The following is a 16,631-nucleotide window of genomic DNA, read 5'->3' on the forward strand; positions in this document are numbered from 1 at the left end:
TGGTTACACCAAACCGGAGTTACGTCAACAAGTGCTAGCAAGATGCTTGCACGTGTCAGCGACGAGCGCCCTATTAATAGGGCATATACCGACTGGTAGCCGGTTTCAGAGGGCCGCGACGCGGGTGACGCGGCGGAGGAAGCCGGTCAGCGAGTGGTGGCGGTGGGTCGCCGAGTCGTGGGCGATGACCGCGCGACGGGCGGCGATGGCCGCGCCGTCGGCGATGGTGCGTTCGGGGTCGGGGGCCACGATGACGGGACGGGCCAACTGTTTGGCCAGGACCTCGGCCACTTCCGGCGGGCGAGCCGCGCCCCCGACCACGAGGACCCGGTCGACATCGGCCATGGTGACATCGGCGATGCGCAGGGATTCGTAGACCAGGTCGAGGGATTGCCGGATGTGCTCGGCGCGCAGCTCCCCCGTATCGGAATCGGACATGACGCGGGAGATGACCGGGGCGTCGGGGCCGCGGCGCAGGCGCTTGGCCACCAGGGCGCCGAAGGCGCGGCCGCCGAAATCGGCCGAGTGCAAGGGCAATCCGACGATGGGGTTGCTCGGGGCGCCCGCGCCGACCCGGACCAGGGTGACGTTCAAGCCGGAGCCGCCGAGATCGTAGATGAGGGCGAGACCGGGCATGAGGGGACCGCGGTTGGCCTCGAGCCAGGTGGCGGCGGCGATGGGTTCGGCGAGCAGTTCGGCGGCGGTGAGGCCGACGCCCTCGAGCGCGGTGCGCAGGTCGGTCACCAGATTCACGGAGTACCCGGCCGGATGGGTCACCACGATGCCGGTGTCCCCACTGAGCCCCGCCGGAGCCTTCCCCAGCACCTCCTTGATGACGCTGTCCGCCACGGTCGCAACGAGATCCGCGGCGGACAGTGCCCGGTGACCGACCCGCGCGACCGGCCCCCCACGCTGGGTCAGATCGGCGAATTCGGTGATGACCCGCCCGTGCCGGGGAATGCGCCCGACCCGGGCCGTCCCGGAACTGTCGAAGGTGAGTGTGGTGCGCCAGGTGGTGGGCGGTGCGCCCCGTTTCCCCTGCGGATTCTTACCGGATCGATCGGCCGCTGTCGCGCACACCGTATTGACCGTGCCGATACTCAAGCCCACACCGAACGCCATCTCATCCACCTCGATCGACGAGCCGTTTTGCGCCAGCCACCCTGACCCGACCCGCAATTCATGCAACTCCTGCGCCGGATGCTTGCCAAGGAGCGGACACCCGGTTGTCCGCACGTGCGCCTCCCCCGCCCGACAACCGCACTGTCCAGGCAGGCAACCCCGGACACCTCCCCCGCCCCCGCCGATCGCGACATGTTTGCCCGAGATAACCCAAAAGACCGGTCCGTCGACAATGGGTCACAGGTGGCGGCCCGGACGAGAATCGCCCCCGCTCCGGAGGTTTCCGGGCGGGGGCGATGTCGGAGCGGGACTATTTCGCGGAGCTCATGAGGACGGAGACGACGCTGTAGGCCAGGTTGACCAGATCCGCGGCGATGCCGTTCTGGCCGGTGAGCATTTTGGCCAGGGGGTTGAGGAACTTGACCGCGAGCTGAACCAGGGTGCCCATGGATTGGAGATCCGGGTTCTCACTCTTGGGGTTCGTGTCGGCGGTGGACGGCGACTGCGAGCCCGGATGCCCCTTGGGGCCCTGGTTGGCCTGCGGGGAAACCGCCGGATTCTGTTGCGGAGCGGCGGCATTGGGCTGCGCGGCACCGGCGTTCGGAATCTGGGCACCGGCATTCGGCTGGGCCGCACCGGCATTCGGGATCGCCGCACCCGCATTCGGCTGGGCCGCACCCGGATTCGCCTGCGGTTCGGCCGGAGCGGAGACGGGCCTGATATCCGACAGCAGCGGGAAACTCAGGACGGCGTTGCCGAGTTGCGGCTCACCGGCCGGAGCCTGCGCCGGAAGCACCGGCTGCGCCGCCTGCGGCAGCGGAGCGCCCGGCTGCCCCGCCGGTTGCTGCTGAGCCTGCGGAGCCGGGGCGCCGGCAGCCTGGGGCTGCGCGGCCTGCGCCTGGCCGTCCGCCTGCGGGGCGGCCGGTTGCCCGCCCTGCGGCTGCCCGGCAGCCTGCGGATTGGCTTGTGGCTGAGGCACTTCCGCCGGTGCGGCCGCGTTCGGCGGAGCCGGCGCGGCGGCCTGCGGCTGGGCGTCCACCTTCACATCGGCCTGGGGCTGGGCGGCTTGCGGCTGCGCCGCTTGCGGTTGCGCGGCCTGTGGTTGCGCGGCTTGCGGCTGCGCGGCCTGTGGTTCCGTCCCCTGCTGCGCCTGCGGCGCCGCCGGGGCGGGGTCCACCGCGGGGGCCGGAGCGGCGGCATGGGGCTGCGGGGCCGGAGCGGCGGGTTGTGCGCCACCGTTGGTCTGTGGTGCCGCGGCCCCGGAATCCGTTGCGGGCTTTTCGGATTCGACGGCAGGCTGGCCCGGTGCCGCCTGGGCGTCGAGTTCGGTCGGCGGAACCGACAGCCCGAGCAGGTAGGACACCAGCCCGGTGGTGATGGTCACGGCGTGCCGCAGCTGCCCCTCGGGGGTTTCCAGCTGCTGGGCGTCCTCGGCGTTCGCGCCGTTGCCCATCTCCAGGAAGATGTCGGGCACCTGGGTGAGCGCCGGACCCGCCACGTCGTTGCGGATCTGGATGCCGTCGACCGCCCCGTTGTAGCCGGCGGCGGGAAAACCGGCCTGCGCGTACGCGTCTCGCATGGCGCGGCTCGCGGACAACCCCGCGCCGGACTGCACCTCGTTCGCCTTGGCGTCCGGTATCGGCAGTTGCGGGACGATCAGGTGGTAACCGCGCTGACCTGGATCCGCGCTGTCGGCGTGGATGCTGAGCGCGACATCGGCCCCGGATTCGTTGGCGGCACGGGCGCGGTCGTCGATGCAGCCGCCCCAACCGGTGTCGTCGGGGCGGCTCATGACGACCCTCGCGCCGAGGCCCTCCAGCGAGGTACGCACCAACTGCGCGACATTCCAGTTGATGGTGTGCTCGGGGATGCCGTGCAGGGAGGTCATGCCGGAGGTCTGGCAGGCTTTGCTGCCGCCGCGACCGTCGCTGACCTGTTTCGCGACATCGATGTTGTGGTTGGGCCCCTGATGACCGGGGTCGAGGAAGACCGTCTTGCCCTGCAGTTTCTGGGGCATGTCCGGCAGTGCGGGTGCAGCCTGCGCGGCGACCGGAATGAGCCCGGTCACCGTCGAGAATGCCGCGGCCGTGACGGCGGTGTAGATGCCGGCCTTGATATTGCTCGGCTTCATAAGCGGACGGCGCTCGCGGGAGGAGCGCCCCTCCCTTCCCACTAGTAACACCAAACCCAGCTGTTTACTCTGGCAACACTAGTTACCATCTAGCAAGCCCTGCGATCGAACTGTTACACGTGGTCAGACAGCTAAACGTTGTCCGACACCGAAGAACTCGCGGACACGAGCAAATCGAATCGGCCCGGTCCTTGCGAGAATCCCGCACGCAGCGGAACACACCGGCCATACGCCGTACGGCCTGGCGTGTCAGCAACGAAGAATCCGGCCGGTCCACACGAACCAGCCGGACTCGCCCCGAGGGAAACAGCCGCTACGCCGAGAAGATGCGGTCCCCCTCGACCCGGATGCCACGACTGTCCAGTGGCCGCCCGGCCGGACCGCTCTGCACCGACCCGTCGAGCCCGAAAACACTGTTGTGGCACGGGCACACCATCGTGCCGTCGGCCGGCGCGTTCACCTTGCAGCCGAGATGCGTGCACACATTCGAGAAAGCCTGGAAGTTCCCCGCGGTGGCCTGCGTGATGATGGTGTCGCCCTTGACGACACCGCCACCCACCGGCACCTCCGAGGTGGTGGCGAGTTCACCGGATTGCTGCTGGCCCGGCCCGCCGCCCTGGGGAGCGGTCGAGGCGGCCTCGTTCGTCCCGTAGCTGTCACAGGCGGCGACGGTGAGTGCGGTGGCGGCGGCTCCGGTGACGACCAGCGCGGTGCGCCGGTCCAGACGGAGGCCGGGGATATCTGCGGTCATGGGCTGTACTCCTGGATCCAGGCAGACCGGTGCGGTCGGCCACGTATTTCTCGACGAGCGCTTACATATTCGACGTGTCAGGCCGCCGCGGGGTTCACCGCCCGTGCGGCGAGGCGGGGCCGGATGCTCCGGGTCACGATTCGCGGGCGTTCAGGCCGTGAACCCTTTGACCCGGAAGAACCAGACCGCCGAGGTGAACCACAGCCCCACGAATCCGGTGAACAGCAGCCCGCCGGCCACCGGAATCACCCAACCCGGCAGCCCCGTGCGGGTGAGCAGCAGCATCTTGGTGACGAAGATGCCGTAGACCAGGCAGCCGAGCAGCGAGTGCACCAGCACCCGGGTGGTGTAGGACTCGAACCCGAAGGCGTAGAGGCAGTGCACCGCGACCGGCAGGCTGATCAGCACGGCCAGCCGCCCCGACCAGATGTGCCACACCGAGGCCCAGCGTCCGCCGCGGACTCCCGGCAGCAGCCGGTACATGATCAGCGCGCTCACGTCCTGACTCGCGGCCAGCAGCACCACCACCGTGGCGAGCCAGGATTTCACCGCGCCGGGACTGGAGAATCCGGCCAGGCTGACGGCGTATCCGCGCGGCTGGTGCACCGCGCCGTAGACGCCCAGCGACAGCGCGATGCCCGCGCCCGCCAGCACGATCAGCAGGATGGCCCCGGTGGTCGCGCGCTGCGCCGAACCGCCCTGCGCCGAATTGCCCTGCGGCGGTTGGGATGCCGGGTTAGAAATCGTCGTCATCGCCGTCGACCTTCCGTGCGTTCGGCGCGAGATCCGGTGCGGGCGAGGTACTTCCGTCGGGCGCGCGGCGGACTCCGGTGACCGAGCCGTCCGGGCCGACGATCCAGCTGTCCCGCCCGTTCGCGGTCTGCGCGAGGTAGAGCCCGGCGGGCGGCTGCACGGGTGGCGCGAGGAAGTCGTAGGTGCGCTCCCCCAGCGTCAGCGTGCCTTTCAGCGCGTCCCCGACCAGGGTGCCTTCGAGCTGAGAGTTGTTGCCTTTCAAAACCATTCGACCGGCTTCGGCCGCGCCGCGCATCCAGTTCTCCACCGAGGCCCCGTCGCAGGCGTAGCCGACGGCCTTCACCCCGGTGACGGTCAGCGACAGGGTGATGGGCCGGGAATCCGTGGCGATCTCGGTGACGTAGTCGGCGTCCTGCGGGAAGTTCACCACCGTGCTCGCGCCCGGCGACGCCGGGGCGGTGGCGGTGCCCGCGGTGTTCGCGTCCCGGTTCAGCCCGGTGAGAGTATTGGTGACCAGCAGTCCGCCGCCGAGAACGGCCGCGGCGGCTAGCGTGAGATAAGGCCCGGCGCGTTTCATCGGTTACTCCTGCTCGGATCGGATTCAAGTATCGGGGAATTCGGCGCTGACGACCCTGGAAAGCACGGGCTGTCGCGGCGCGGGACCGTAAGGCCCGTTGACGGCATACATAACGGTTGGTGCGGGATTCGAATCTCACGGGAGGGTGTCGGCGCTACTGCCCTAGCGCCGCGTCGTCGAATGCTCTTACGCGCTGATCGGAAGCTGGCGTAGCGAGCGGAGTGCGTAGTGCACACGGGTTTTCACGGTGCCCACCGGGATGCCCAGGTCCTGGGCGACGTCATGGTAGGCGCGGTCGCGCAGGATCACCTGGACGACGGCGTCCCGCTGCGGGTCGGGAAGGTGGGCGAGGAGTTCGTCGACCAGCAGGCCGTCGGTGATGGATTCGGCGAAATCGGGCCGGGCATTGCGCCCCTCGGTGAGTTCGCTGATCTCGTCCCAGTTGGTGTCGCCGGGCCGGGTGGCGCGCACCCGGGCGATATCGGTGAGGACATTGCGCTCGATGGTGAGCAGCCAGGTGCGGACGCTGCCGCGGTCGGGGTTGTAGGTGGCGCAGGCTTTCCAGGCCCGCAGCAGGGTTTCCTGAACGGCGTGTTCGGCGATGCCGGTATCACCGAGGCGGCGCATGGCCCGCCAGTGCAGCAGGGCTTTGTCGGCGGCGAGCACATCGGCCAGGCCGTCGTTCGTGCACAGGCGGGCACAGCGTTCGGTGCAGGTGGGCGGGCCGGTGGAGGTGCTGGCCCCGAGGGGTCGGAGTCTTCTCATGCCCTGAATATCGTCGGGGCGGCCGAAAAGAGCATCGGTGATCATTGCCCATTTCCGTAACGGTGGAAACGCCGTACCGGTCGGCATGAATTTCTCCGTTCTGCCCGAAATCACGGACGATTTCTGATAGACCCCTCCCGGGAGATGCGGGGATCACCCACGCCGCCCGTGACGGGACGCCGGGCGGAAAATACGCAAGGGAGGACACTGTGCGTGCACGCGCGCTCGCGATCACGGGGGCCATGGCTTCCGCGCTGACTCTGACGGCGACCGGCCTCGCCGCCGCCGACCCCGCCGCCGAAATCTCCGGCGACGGGCTCTACCTGGTCAATATCGACATCCGGCCGGGCACCTACGAATCGGCCGGGACGCCGAACGAACAGGGCTGCTGGTGGCGGCGACTGTGGAAAGTCCAGACCGATACCGATATCCCCAAGGATCCGAACTACTACATCATCGCCAGCGATTACACCCGTCAGCATCCGACGCGGGTGGAGATCAAATCGACCGATGTCGCATTCAGCACCGAGAACTGCGGGACGTGGCGTATGGTGCCGCCGGTATCCACCGGTTCCTTCGGTTGATGACACGTCCAATTCCATTGGGGTAAACGGAATTCGCTGTAGGCATCGCCGAATTGGGTACTCAGCGACGGGATCACCGCATTCGTGCGGCGATCCCTCCGGCAACGACGCCGTACCACCTACAGCGCTACCGAAGGTGCGAACATGACCAATCCTGAACCGTCCCCGCGACATACATCCGTCCAATGGCGTAAGAGCAGCTACAGCGGCCCCAACGGCGAATGCGTCGAACTGGCGGTGCTGCCCGACGGCACGGTCGCCGTTCGGGACAGCAAGAACGTGACGGCGGGCGCACTGGTGTTCCGCCGGACCGAGATGGCCGCGTGGATCGCCGGGTGCAAGGCCGGAGAATTCGACGATCTGGGCTAGCCGTCGAGGCCGCCGCACCCGCTAGGGTGACGGCATGACGCGGCGCAAGATCCTCATCACGGGTGCGAGTTCGGGACTGGGCGCGGGCATGGCCCGCGAGTTCGCGCGGCGCGGCCGCGACCTGGCCCTGTGCGCGCGGCGGGTGTCCAACCTGGAGGAGTTGCGCGCCGAACTGCTCGCCGCCCACCCGGGCATCACGGTGGCGGTGCGGGCGCTCGATGTCGACGATCACGCGGCGATCCCGAAGGTGTTCGCCGAGCTGAAGGAGGAGCTCGGCGGGCTCGACCGGGTCATCGTGAACGCGGGAATCGGTAAGGGCGCGCGCATCGGCACCGGGCGCGCGGATGCCAATATCGCCACGGCCACCACGAATTTCGTGAGCGCGCTGGCGCAGGCCGAAGCCGCCATGAGTATTTTCCGGGAGCAGAATTCCGGGCATCTGGTGCTGATTTCGTCCATGAGCGCGGTGCGCGGGCTGCCCGGGAAGAAGGCCGCGTATTCGGCCAGCAAAGCCGGGCTGTCGGCACTCGGCGAAGGGCTGGCGATCGAACTGCGCGGCACCCCGCTGAAGGTCAGCACCGTGCAACCGGGATTCATCGCCACCGATATGTCCGCCAAGGCGGGGGACGCGAAACTCGTCGCGCCACTGGACAAGGGCGTGAATTCCATGGTCGCCGCCATCGAACGCGAGGCCGTTCGCGCCTGCGTGCCCGAATGGCCTTGGCGGGTACTGGATTTCGTCATGCCGCGACTGCCGCGCGCGGTCATGGCACGGATGGGCTGAGCTGCGCCCCGGCACCCCTCGCAGGCGGGACCGCTACAGCGGATTCCGGCCGAACCCTGCCGCAACGACGATGCACGCGGCTAGGATCGGCGCGATGGCGAAGTTCACCACCTGGGACGGCTTGGAGCTCAACTACACGGTGTGGGAGGGCGAGGGGACGCCGGTCGTGCTGCAGCACGGCATCGTCGCCGATACGAATGCCAACTGGATGAGCGTGGGCGTGGTCGCCGCGCTGCAGGCCGCCGGGCACCACATCATCTCCCTCGACGCGCGCGGCCACGGCCGCTCCGAGAAACCGCACGATCCAGCCCGCTACTCCTGGGGCGCGATGGCCTCGGATGTGCGCGCGCTGTTCGACGAGCTCGGCCTGGAAGAGGTTGCGCTGGTGGGCTATTCGATGGGCGCGATCATCTCCCTGCTGGTCGCCGACGCCGACGAACGGGTCCGCCGCCTGGTCGTGAGCGGTGTCGGGTCCGGCGTGGTGGACTGCGGCGGCATCGACTGGCGCGTGATCGACGCCGAGGACATCAGCACGGTCATGCGCGGCGACGGCTCGGCCGCCACCAACCCGCACGCCGCCCAGTTCCGGGTGCTGGCCGACGCCGTCGGCGCGGACCGCGACGCCATCGCGGTGATCGCCAGGGGCCTCAATGCCGCGCCCGTCGACACCGTCGCGGGCGTCACCGTGCCGACCCTGGTCCTGGCGGGCACCGAGGACCCCTTCGCCGCCGAACCCGAACGCCTGGCCCAAGCCTTCCCGGACGCCCGCCTCGCCCTGGTCCCGGGCGATCACCTCGCCGCCACCATGGACCCCGGCTTCGCCGCCGCCCTGGTCGAATTCCTGAAATAGCGGCGGCGGCCGGACCGAAGCCGCCCGCCGTCAGTGCTCGCGGCGGTGCGGGACGAATTCCAGGGTGAGCAGTGCGGCGGCGGCGATCAGGACCTCGCGCCAGCGGATGAGCACGAAGCGCTGGTCGGCGAAGGCGTGGAATTTGCGCAGGAAGCGGTACAGCGACTCCAGGCGGATGAGTGGATCGCCCACGCGCACGGCGACATACACCAGTTGGCCGAGCCGGGAGCGCTGCTTGTCGGCGAAGAGTTCGGGGAAGGCGGCGAAGGCCAGGGAGATTCGCGTGATGCCGTGTGCGCGTGCGTAATCCACCAGATCGAGGATCATGCGCTCGTCCAGGCCGTTGGGGGCGTCATGGCGACGCCAGGGCACGTCCAGGCTGAGTTCCCGTCCGCCACCGGAGATTCCGTACCGTTGGAAGCCCACGACACGGCCGTGGACATCGCGCGCCAGCACCACCAGCATGCCGGGATTCCGGCCGTCCAGCAGGTGGTCGAGAATCATGGAGAAGCCGCGCGTCTGGCGGCCGCTCCCCCATTCGTCGACGATGCCGAGCAGGGTTTCACGCTGCGGTTCGGTGAGCGCGGCCTCCGGCAGCACCTCGGTGGTGACGCCGAAATTATGTGTGCGGCTGACGGCTTGGCGCAGATTGCGATACCGGCGGCCCACCAGGTCGAAGGTGTTCACCTCGAGCACCACGTCCCGCCCCACCGCGACCGGGCGCAGCCCGCGATGGTCGAGGGCGCGCCACTGCCACATCTCGCTCAGTTCCGGGCCCGCGCCCAGCACCGCGATGCGCCACCCGTGCTCCCCCGCGAAAGCCGAGAATTCGGTGAGCAATTCGGGGAAGGCGCGCCGGTCGCCCACGGGATCCCCAGCGACGACGGCGATCCCGAAGCGAGCCCGGTAGGCGATGGCCGCCGACCCGTCACCGTTGAGGTAGTAGCTCTTCATCGAATGCAGGGCGAACGGTGCGAGCGGATCGGTTTCGGTGCGGCGCACCAGTTCCGCGATGCGCGGCAGTTGCTCCGGCTGCGGGCGGCTGGCCTGCGGCAGCACCAGCACGAATCCGGTGAGGGCCAGGAAGACGAAGCCCATGACCTCGTGTTCGGCCCGATAGCTGAAGTTGGCCACCACCAGCACCATGGCCGCCGCGCTGAGATGCGGCAGCGTGATCGGCCGCCGCAGGTACAGTCCGCGCGCAAGGAGTAGTCCGGCGATGGAGACGGCGACGAACCAGCCGTGGTGGGCCGCGCCGTCGCGGGGTGAGCGTTCGGCGGCCCACACCAGGATCACGCTCGCCAGCACCAGTACGCCGATGAGGCCGACCCGGGTGTTCTGCCCGGCGGTGAAGACGGTGTCGCGATAGGTGCCGAGTGTGCCGCCACGAACCACGGTGCGCTCCTCACTCATGAGAAACCCCAATTTTCATGTCCGCAACGCTCATCAGCCAGTGCCCCACGAGGATCCTCCATCCCGTCCCACTCGAACTCACTATGCAGGACAGCCCCTTGCGGGTGCACTCCTATTCCGCCCACCCCGGGATCGGCGTGGACAGCAGCGGATCGGTGATGCCGCCCGGACAGGACAGGTCGCGGGTATCCCAGCCGGCCAGCCGGGCCCCGGCGCTGTAGGCGGATTGGAAGAAGTCCAGGGTCGCGCCGACCGGGTCGGCGGTGGCGCGCACCGCGTCGTAGTCGAGGTAGGCGCTGTGCCCGGAGCCGGAGGACACCCAGTGCGCGGCGGCGGGCAGCAGCGGAAGTTCGCTCAACCCTTCGGGTTCGGGGGCGGTGTAGGAGTAGAAGGTGGGCGCGGGCACCTTGTCGTCGCCGAACCAGAATCCGGCGCTGATCACCTCGCGGGAATAGGCTTCGCGGGTGGGCGAATTCACGCTGCCGGGCATATCGATGTGCCGGTCGGAGAAGCGCTGCACCGCGAGATCGAAGCTGTGCCAGAACAACTGGACCGGGCTGATCTTGCCGGAGAAGGTGGCGCTGAACTCCTCCAGGATGCGCCCGACCTGACTGGTCACCCGGAAGGCGTGCCGGGCGGCGGCCGGGTCGTAGTGGTGGTGTTCGGTGTCCTCGGCGTAGGGCCGATCGTGGTCGGGCAGGTCGTAGGGGACCGGGTTGGCGATGGTGACGTCGATGCCCAGATTGCGCAGGGCGTCGGTGACCTCGCCGTAGAAGCTCGCCACGGACTGGTTCTCCAGCGGGATCTCCTCGCGGCTGCCCCGGTCGGTGGCGATCCGCAGAACGTGATCGAAGAAGTCGAAGGAGCAGGTGAAGACCGGTCCGTCGGTGGCCGAGCCGAGCGGGACGGTGGTCCAGCCGCGGGCGGTGAGCCGGTAGGTCATATGCCACCAGTGGTTGCGGCGGATGCCCTTGGCGAGAGCGATCTTGCCGATGATCTGCGCGTATCGGTGCAGGGTCTCCTTGGTGGGCCGCCAGGCGTCCAGGGGCAGCGCGGGCAGCACCTCCCCCGGATCGGTTCCGAGGTGCCGCACATTCGTGGTTTCGGCCATGTTCGTGCCCACTTTCGCTGGTGACGGTCTTTTTCCTGCCAGGCGGTGGTTCGTTTCGTATGCTACTCAGCTACCCTCCAGGAGCCCGCAACCTACCTGCGACAACGGCGAAATACTCAGTAGTGCAATATCTTTCGAAGTATCCTGAACATTCCCCGCGCAACGCCGGACAACACCGGACCGGGGATGCGCCGAGACAATGCGCCGCATCGCGGCGGCCATGACCATGGACAGGGGGTTGATCCGCATGGCGGACGTCACCGTGGGTACGGCATACGCCGTCGTAGTCACCGCGGTCCCCGACCCCACCCAGGTGGACGGCCTCGAATGGGAGGATGCCGTCGAATTCCTGCCGAGTATCGACTCGCGCACCATGCAGACCTGGGTGCGCGCCCAGGAGGGCGCCACCCGCAGGCACGGGGTGGTGATACCGGGACCGCGGCATCGGGTGTCGCCGCGGCATCCGTATCGGGAGGTGTGCGTGCCCGCGGCGGAATTCCAGTTGTTCACCAAGGCGGTGCGCACCCGGCCGCGGTGCCCGGCGGCGGAAACGATTCGCCCGGAGGAGGACTCGCGCCGCCGAGCCGCGCTGGTCTCGCGCTGACGCCTGGCCGGGGGCAGGCCGGAAAACGGGAAACCCCCTGTGAGAGGGGGACTCTCACAGGGGGCAATACGGAGAAGGTACGGGACAGGCGGCCGGCGCGATGACGGGTCGATTTCATCGCTTCTCAGGCGAGTCACTTCTTCGTTTGGGACGAAGCTGATTTCCGTCGTGCCCGGCTCAGTTCCCGTACTTCCCATGGTGGCCGGTATTCGATTGTGGTGCAACCTATTTACGCGGCGGCGAACAGCGAGGCGTAGACGAGACGCTCGTGCTCGCCGACCAGCTGGCCGGCGAGCTCGCCACCGGTGACGGTGTGCAGGCGCAGGTCGAGATACCGCTCCTCCTCGGTGGTGCGCACCTCGGCGGGGGCGGGCATCCAGGACAGCACCCGCTCGGTGGCGCGGGCGCGCTCACGCTCGAGTTCGGCGCGCAGCTCGGCCAGGCTGCTCGCCGCGAACGGCTCGGCCGCGACCTGCTCCGGCTCCTGCTGCCAGGCGGCGACGCCGTAGGCGAAGCACACCAGCGGCATCCACATCTCGGCGAAGTAGCGCGGATCGGGCGCGATCTCCAGGCCCGCGAACCGCTCGCCGACGAAGAACAGCGCACCCAGCTGGCCGGGCAGCAGTTCGAGGCGGCTGCGGAACCGGGTGAGCACCGCGCGCTGCCGGGTGAGAATCTGCTCCAGATGACCCCGCGCGGGCAGCCGGTAGCGGCTGTTCACCGTCGAGATGTCCTGCCACAGCTTGGAATACCCTTCCCGCCCGCGCAGCTCCAGCGCCTTGGCGCGCAGCTCCAGCGGCAGCACGAAGAACCACTGATCCCGGCCCTCCAGATAGCCGCCCTGCGCGGCCTGCACGCAGCAGGCATCGCGGAACATGCGGGTCTCCCCCGCGCCCATGAGCGCGGCCGAGCACAGCGCGTGATTCTGCGCGCCCTCCTGGATGTAGCCGATATGCAGCGGCACGATGGCGACCCCGGAGGGCGCGCCGTTGTGCAGCTCCACATTGCCGTATCCGGCAACGCGATTCAGCTTCAGCCCGGAACGCGGCGGCACGATCCCGGGCCGCTCGGGACCGTGTACGGGCACCATGGTGAGCGCCCCCGCCCGCTGCGGCGCACCGAGCCGGTAACCGCTGAGGTCCACCGGCGCGCGAACGAAAGTGTCCAGTCTGGTCATGAGGTAGCTCCTTCGAGTCGGCGATCGAGGAATCGCGTCGCGGCGGCGGCGATCCAGTCACGCCCGGACGCGGTATGCGCGAACAGCCAGGGCAGCAGCGCACCGAAATCGTCCTGGTGCCAGAAGATCTGGTGCGGCAGCCCGGGGGCCGGATCCCGCAGCCCGCGATTGTCACTGGCGGTGAAGGTGGCCAGGCACAGCAGAATCGGCGTCTCGACACCGATCCGCGGCAGCGTGGCCGCCACCCGCGCCAGATCCCCGGGCAGCCGGTTCTCATATCCGTCGGTCACCACGACGACGAGATCCGGGGCACCGCCCGGCGCGACCGGGCCACCCGCCCCGCCCGGCGCGGCCGAACCAACCGCCCCGCCCGGCGCGGCCGAACCAACCGCCCCGCCCGGCGCGGCCGGGCCAACCGCCCTGCCTGGCGTGGCGGTCGGGACAACGCCCGCCGCGACTCCCTCGCGGTCGCCGAAGTCGTCACGGGCGGTCTGCGCGCCGGGATCGCCTGTGGCGCTGCGTGGTCCGGTGTCGAGGGCGTTCAGTACGCCGGTGGCGAGGTCGGTGGGTGCGGTCTGGGCCGCGCCCGCCTCGATGACGGTGAGGTGGTCGCAGATCTCGCCCAGCACCAGGCGCAGGGCCTCGGCCTGGGAGAGCAGTGCCCACTCGCGATCGCCGTAGCCGCGCATGGACTCCGAGGTGTCCAGGACCAGCGCCACGCGCGCGGACACCCGCGGGAGGTCGCGGGTGGCCGCGGCCACGTATCCGGCCAGCGCGGAGCGCAATTCGGCGACGGGGCCGCCGCGGTAGACGTGCACCAGGGTGGCCGCGATGTCACCACGATTGGTGACGGAGACGATCGGCTCGCGCGTGCGCGGGGGCTCGAGCGGGGCCACCGGGTCGGCCAGCGTGGGGATGCCGTGCGTGCCGGGGGCGTAGAGCTGGGCGACGCGGGCCGGGGCCGTCGCCGGATTCGTGGTGTAGCGCAGCAGCTTTCGGCGCAGCTCCGGGGAGTCGGTGTCGCCTTCGGCGATACGGCGCGCGAGACCGCGGGCGGTGGCCTTGCCGAGGGCGTGCTCGAAGGCGTCGCGCAGCGAGGGGCGGCGGGCGGCGATGAGCAGTTCGGCATCGGGGTGATCGAGGACGAAGGTGAGGACGGCCCGGGTGGTGTGCTTGTGGTTGGCGCGCAGGCGGCGCAGTGCGAGCAGCACCGTGACGACCGTATTCGGCGCGATACCGAAAAGCAGGGCGCGCGTGGCCTTGTCGAGAATTGCGCGAGTTTCGGCGGGCAATTCCGTTCGCGAAACGCTCAGCGTTTGCAGCAGTACGCGGGCGCGCTGCGCGTCGCGGACGCCGGGAACCAGCGCGAGCAGGGCATATTCCTGTGGATCAGAAATATATGCGGCATGGTGGAATTCCGCATCGTCCCACGCCACGGCACCGGCCCGAGACAGCGTCAGAGGCGCGCCGTGGGTGCGGAAGTGTCGGAGGATTTCGGCGGTGTTCACCATCGAAGTGTAGGAATCACACCCCGCCGGAATCCATTGATTTTCCCTGCGCCGCAGTCCGTTTCGATGTCGATTTCACTGTCGACGCGGAAATTGGGAAACCGGCCCTCCGTGGGCTCCACAACCACGGACGGCCGGTTTCGGGCAGCGGCGGGATGAGGTCCGCCGCTGGTATCAGGGGGTGACGATGGCGAAATTCGGGTCGGGCTTGGTCACCAGGCCCTTGAACTGCACCAGTACCGCCGCGTTACCGTCGATCTTGACGTCGCCCTTGGCCACGGCATCCTGCATATTGCCGCCCGCCAGCATGTTCTGCAGGAACGCCCCGCGCGTGATGGTGACGGTGGCGTCGGGCGCGGGCAGCCCGTCGTCGGGCCAGCGGTCGTAGTGCACCAGCACGCCGTTGCGCAGTTCGGCGCGGTGCACGCGATTGTTGTCGTCGCTGAACCGCCAGTCGGTGGTGATCTTCACGTCCCAGGCCTTGGGTCCGTCGATGAACAGCGAGATGGCGTCGAAGGCCTGCTCCACCGTGAGCGCCGCCAGCAGCCCCTTGGAGTTGGCCGCGGTGGGCGTGCCGAAGGATCCGTTGCGCAGTTCGTATGCGCCGGAGAGGTAGAAGTTGCGCCAGGTGGCGCATTCGGAGCCGTAGCCCAGCTGTTCGAAGGCACTGGCCTCCAGGTCCTTCGCCTTCTTGTTGTCCGGGTCGGCGAAGATCACGTAGTTGGTGACCTGCACCGCCCACCGGAAATCGCCGTCGTCGTACGCCTTTTGGGCCGTTTTCAGCGCACTGTCGGCCCCGCCCATGGCGTCCACGTGCCGCTTGGCGGAATCCACCGGCGGATGCTCCCACAGGTGTGCGGGGTTGCCGTCGAACCAGCCCATGTAGCGCTGGTAGATGGCCTTCACATTGTGCGAGACGGACCCGTAGTAGCCGTGCGTGAACCACGCCTGCTGGATATTGGGCGGCACCTGCATCATCTCGGCGATCTCGCTGCCGACGTAGCCCTGGTTGAGCAGGCGCAGCGACTGATCGTTGAGGTAGCCGTACAGATCCCGTTGCAGCGAAAGATATTCCACGATCTTGTCGGTGCCCCAGATCGGCCAGTGGTGCGAGGAGAACACCACATCCGATTGGCGCGCATACAGATTGATGGATTCGGTGAGGTACTTGGACCACACGTGCGGGTCGCGCACCAGCGCGCCGCGCAGGGTCAGCACATTGTGCAGGGTGTGCACAGCGTTTTCGGCCATGCACAGGATGCGGCGGTCGGGGAAGTAGAAGTTCATCTCCGACGGCGCTTCGGTGCCCGGGGTCATCTGGAACACCATGCGCACCCCGTCGATCACTTCTTCCTGACCGGTGGTGGTGATGTCGATGGTCGGGTCGATGAGGGTGACGGTGCCGGTGGAGGTGGTCTGGCCCAGTCCCGCGCCGATCTGGCCCTTCTCGCCGCGCGGCAGGGCGGCCCCGTACATGTAGGCGGCGCGCCGCGCCATGGCCGTGCCGGCGTAGATGTTCTCGGCGACGGCGTGCTCGAGGAAGCCGACGGGCGCGAGCACCGGAACGCGCCCGGATTCGACGTCCTCGCGGCTGACGACGCCGAGGGTGCCGCCGAAGTGGTCGACATGCGAGTGGGTGTAGATCAGACCGGTAACCGGTCGATTGCCACGATGGTCGCGGTAGAGCTGCAGCCCGGCCGCGGCGGTTTCGGTGGAGATGAGCGGATCGATGACGACGATGCCCTTCTCGCCCTCGATGATGGTCATGTTCGACAGGTCCAGGCCGCGCACCTGATAGAAGCCGGGTGCCACCTCGTAGAGACCCTGCTTGACCACCAGCTGCGACTGCCGCCACAGGCTGGGGTTGGCCGAGGACGGGCAGGTGCCCCGCAGGAAGCCGTAGGAGTCGTTGTCCCACACCACCTTCCCGCTGGAGTCCTTGACCACGCCCGGCTTCAGGTCCGCCAGGAAACCGCGGTCGGCGTCGGCGAAGTCGGTGGTGTCCGAGAACGGCATGGTCTCGGCGATCTTCTTGTTGGCGTCGACGATGTGATCGGTGGGGTCGGTCTGGGTCGACGACGGGTTCACCTCGTCGGAGGAGCTGCATCCGCTCACCGCGACGCCGACGCCGA

General features: G+C 68.7%; 16 protein-coding genes. 5 read left to right on the top strand and 11 right to left on the bottom strand.

Translation table 11 applies throughout. The features are described from left to right. Nucleotides 1-105: 105 nt before the first annotated feature. The 6 genes from JK358_RS09490 to JK358_RS09515 all read right to left on the bottom strand — a co-directional run bounded on the left by JK358_RS09490 (nucleotide 106) and on the right by JK358_RS09515 (nucleotide 6,099). Nucleotides 106-1,122, bottom strand: a complete 1,017-nt coding sequence (locus JK358_RS09490; protein ID WP_201945663.1) for a DUF7159 family protein — start codon at nucleotides 1,120-1,122, stop codon at nucleotides 106-108. Nucleotides 1,123-1,432: 310 nt separating this feature from the next. Continuing rightward, nucleotides 1,433-3,253, bottom strand: a complete 1,821-nt coding sequence (locus tag JK358_RS40610; protein ID WP_201945670.1) for an N-acetylmuramoyl-L-alanine amidase — start codon at nucleotides 3,251-3,253, stop codon at nucleotides 1,433-1,435. A 313-nt stretch (nucleotides 3,254-3,566) separates the two neighbouring features. Further along, nucleotides 3,567-4,004: a QcrA and Rieske domain-containing protein gene (locus tag JK358_RS09500; protein WP_201945673.1), complete on the bottom strand. Its 438-nt coding sequence runs from the start codon at nucleotides 4,002-4,004 to the stop codon at nucleotides 3,567-3,569. A gap of 150 nt (nucleotides 4,005-4,154) precedes the next feature. After that, nucleotides 4,155-4,757, bottom strand: coding sequence for a DUF6529 family protein (locus JK358_RS09505; protein WP_232851023.1), 603 nt, complete (start codon nucleotides 4,755-4,757; stop codon nucleotides 4,155-4,157). Beyond that, nucleotides 4,741-5,334, bottom strand: coding sequence for a hypothetical protein (locus JK358_RS09510; RefSeq protein ID WP_201945675.1), 594 nt, complete (start codon nucleotides 5,332-5,334; stop codon nucleotides 4,741-4,743). The genes JK358_RS09505 and JK358_RS09510 overlap by 17 nt, the downstream gene beginning before the upstream one ends. A 186-nt stretch (nucleotides 5,335-5,520) precedes the next feature. Next, nucleotides 5,521-6,099 carry a sigma-70 family RNA polymerase sigma factor gene (locus JK358_RS09515; protein ID WP_201945678.1) on the bottom strand — a complete coding sequence of 193 codons (579 nt, stop codon included), beginning with the start codon at nucleotides 6,097-6,099 and terminating at the stop codon, nucleotides 5,521-5,523. 209 nt (nucleotides 6,100-6,308) lie between these two features. On the opposite strand from JK358_RS09515, the gene JK358_RS09520 reads away from it, so the two are divergent. The 4 genes from JK358_RS09520 (at nucleotide 6,309) to JK358_RS09535 (ending at nucleotide 8,686) form a co-directional block, all read left to right on the top strand. Beyond that, nucleotides 6,309-6,683: an Rv1352/Rv1906c domain-containing protein gene (locus JK358_RS09520; protein ID WP_307817415.1), complete on the top strand. Its 375-nt coding sequence runs from the start codon at nucleotides 6,309-6,311 to the stop codon at nucleotides 6,681-6,683. Between the two features lie 144 nt (nucleotides 6,684-6,827). After that, nucleotides 6,828-7,052 (top strand): DUF397 domain-containing protein, encoded by a 225-nt coding sequence (locus JK358_RS09525; RefSeq protein ID WP_201945679.1) that lies wholly within the window; start codon nucleotides 6,828-6,830, stop codon nucleotides 7,050-7,052. A 34-nt stretch (nucleotides 7,053-7,086) separates the two neighbouring features. Further along, nucleotides 7,087-7,836, top strand: coding sequence for an SDR family oxidoreductase (locus JK358_RS09530; RefSeq protein ID WP_201945681.1), 750 nt, complete (start codon nucleotides 7,087-7,089; stop codon nucleotides 7,834-7,836). Nucleotides 7,837-7,930: 94 nt separating this feature from the next. Continuing rightward, nucleotides 7,931-8,686 carry an alpha/beta fold hydrolase gene (locus tag JK358_RS09535; protein WP_201945689.1) on the top strand — a complete coding sequence of 252 codons (756 nt, stop codon included), beginning with the start codon at nucleotides 7,931-7,933 and terminating at the stop codon, nucleotides 8,684-8,686. Nucleotides 8,687-8,716: 30 nt separating this feature from the next. Here the strand turns inward: JK358_RS09535 and JK358_RS09540 are convergent, their stop codons facing one another. Both JK358_RS09540 and JK358_RS09545 read right to left on the bottom strand, forming a co-directional pair. Then, nucleotides 8,717-10,099: a bifunctional lysylphosphatidylglycerol flippase/synthetase MprF gene (locus tag JK358_RS09540; RefSeq protein ID WP_201945691.1), complete on the bottom strand. Its 1,383-nt coding sequence runs from the start codon at nucleotides 10,097-10,099 to the stop codon at nucleotides 8,717-8,719. 112 nt (nucleotides 10,100-10,211) lie between these two features. Further along, nucleotides 10,212-11,210 (bottom strand): DUF5996 family protein, encoded by a 999-nt coding sequence (locus JK358_RS09545; protein ID WP_201945693.1) that lies wholly within the window; start codon nucleotides 11,208-11,210, stop codon nucleotides 10,212-10,214. 199 nt (nucleotides 11,211-11,409) lie between these two features. Here JK358_RS09545 and JK358_RS09550 point away from each other — a divergent pair, with 199 nt between their 5' ends. Further along, nucleotides 11,410-11,814 (top strand): hypothetical protein, encoded by a 405-nt coding sequence (locus tag JK358_RS09550; protein ID WP_201945696.1) that lies wholly within the window; start codon nucleotides 11,410-11,412, stop codon nucleotides 11,812-11,814. 229 nt (nucleotides 11,815-12,043) lie between these two features. Here JK358_RS09550 and JK358_RS09555 read toward each other — a convergent pair whose 3' ends face one another. From JK358_RS09555 to JK358_RS09565, 3 genes are all read right to left on the bottom strand, one after another. Then, nucleotides 12,044-12,991, bottom strand: coding sequence for an ARPP-1 family domain-containing protein (locus JK358_RS09555; protein WP_201945698.1), 948 nt, complete (start codon nucleotides 12,989-12,991; stop codon nucleotides 12,044-12,046). Then, complete coding sequence (locus JK358_RS09560) at nucleotides 12,988-14,499, bottom strand: serine/threonine-protein kinase (RefSeq protein WP_201945701.1); 1,512 nt, start codon at nucleotides 14,497-14,499, stop codon at nucleotides 12,988-12,990. Before JK358_RS09560 ends, JK358_RS09555 begins: the two co-directional genes overlap by 4 nt. A gap of 174 nt (nucleotides 14,500-14,673) precedes the next feature. Further along, entirely contained in the window at nucleotides 14,674-16,515 is a 1,842-nt protein-coding gene (locus JK358_RS09565; protein ID WP_201946268.1) for an alkyl/aryl-sulfatase, read from the bottom strand. Nucleotides 16,516-16,631 lie beyond the last annotated feature (116 nt).

It is taken from the genome of Nocardia acididurans (genome assembly GCF_016741815.1).
Classification (GTDB): domain Bacteria; phylum Actinomycetota; class Actinomycetes; order Mycobacteriales; family Mycobacteriaceae; genus Nocardia; species Nocardia acididurans.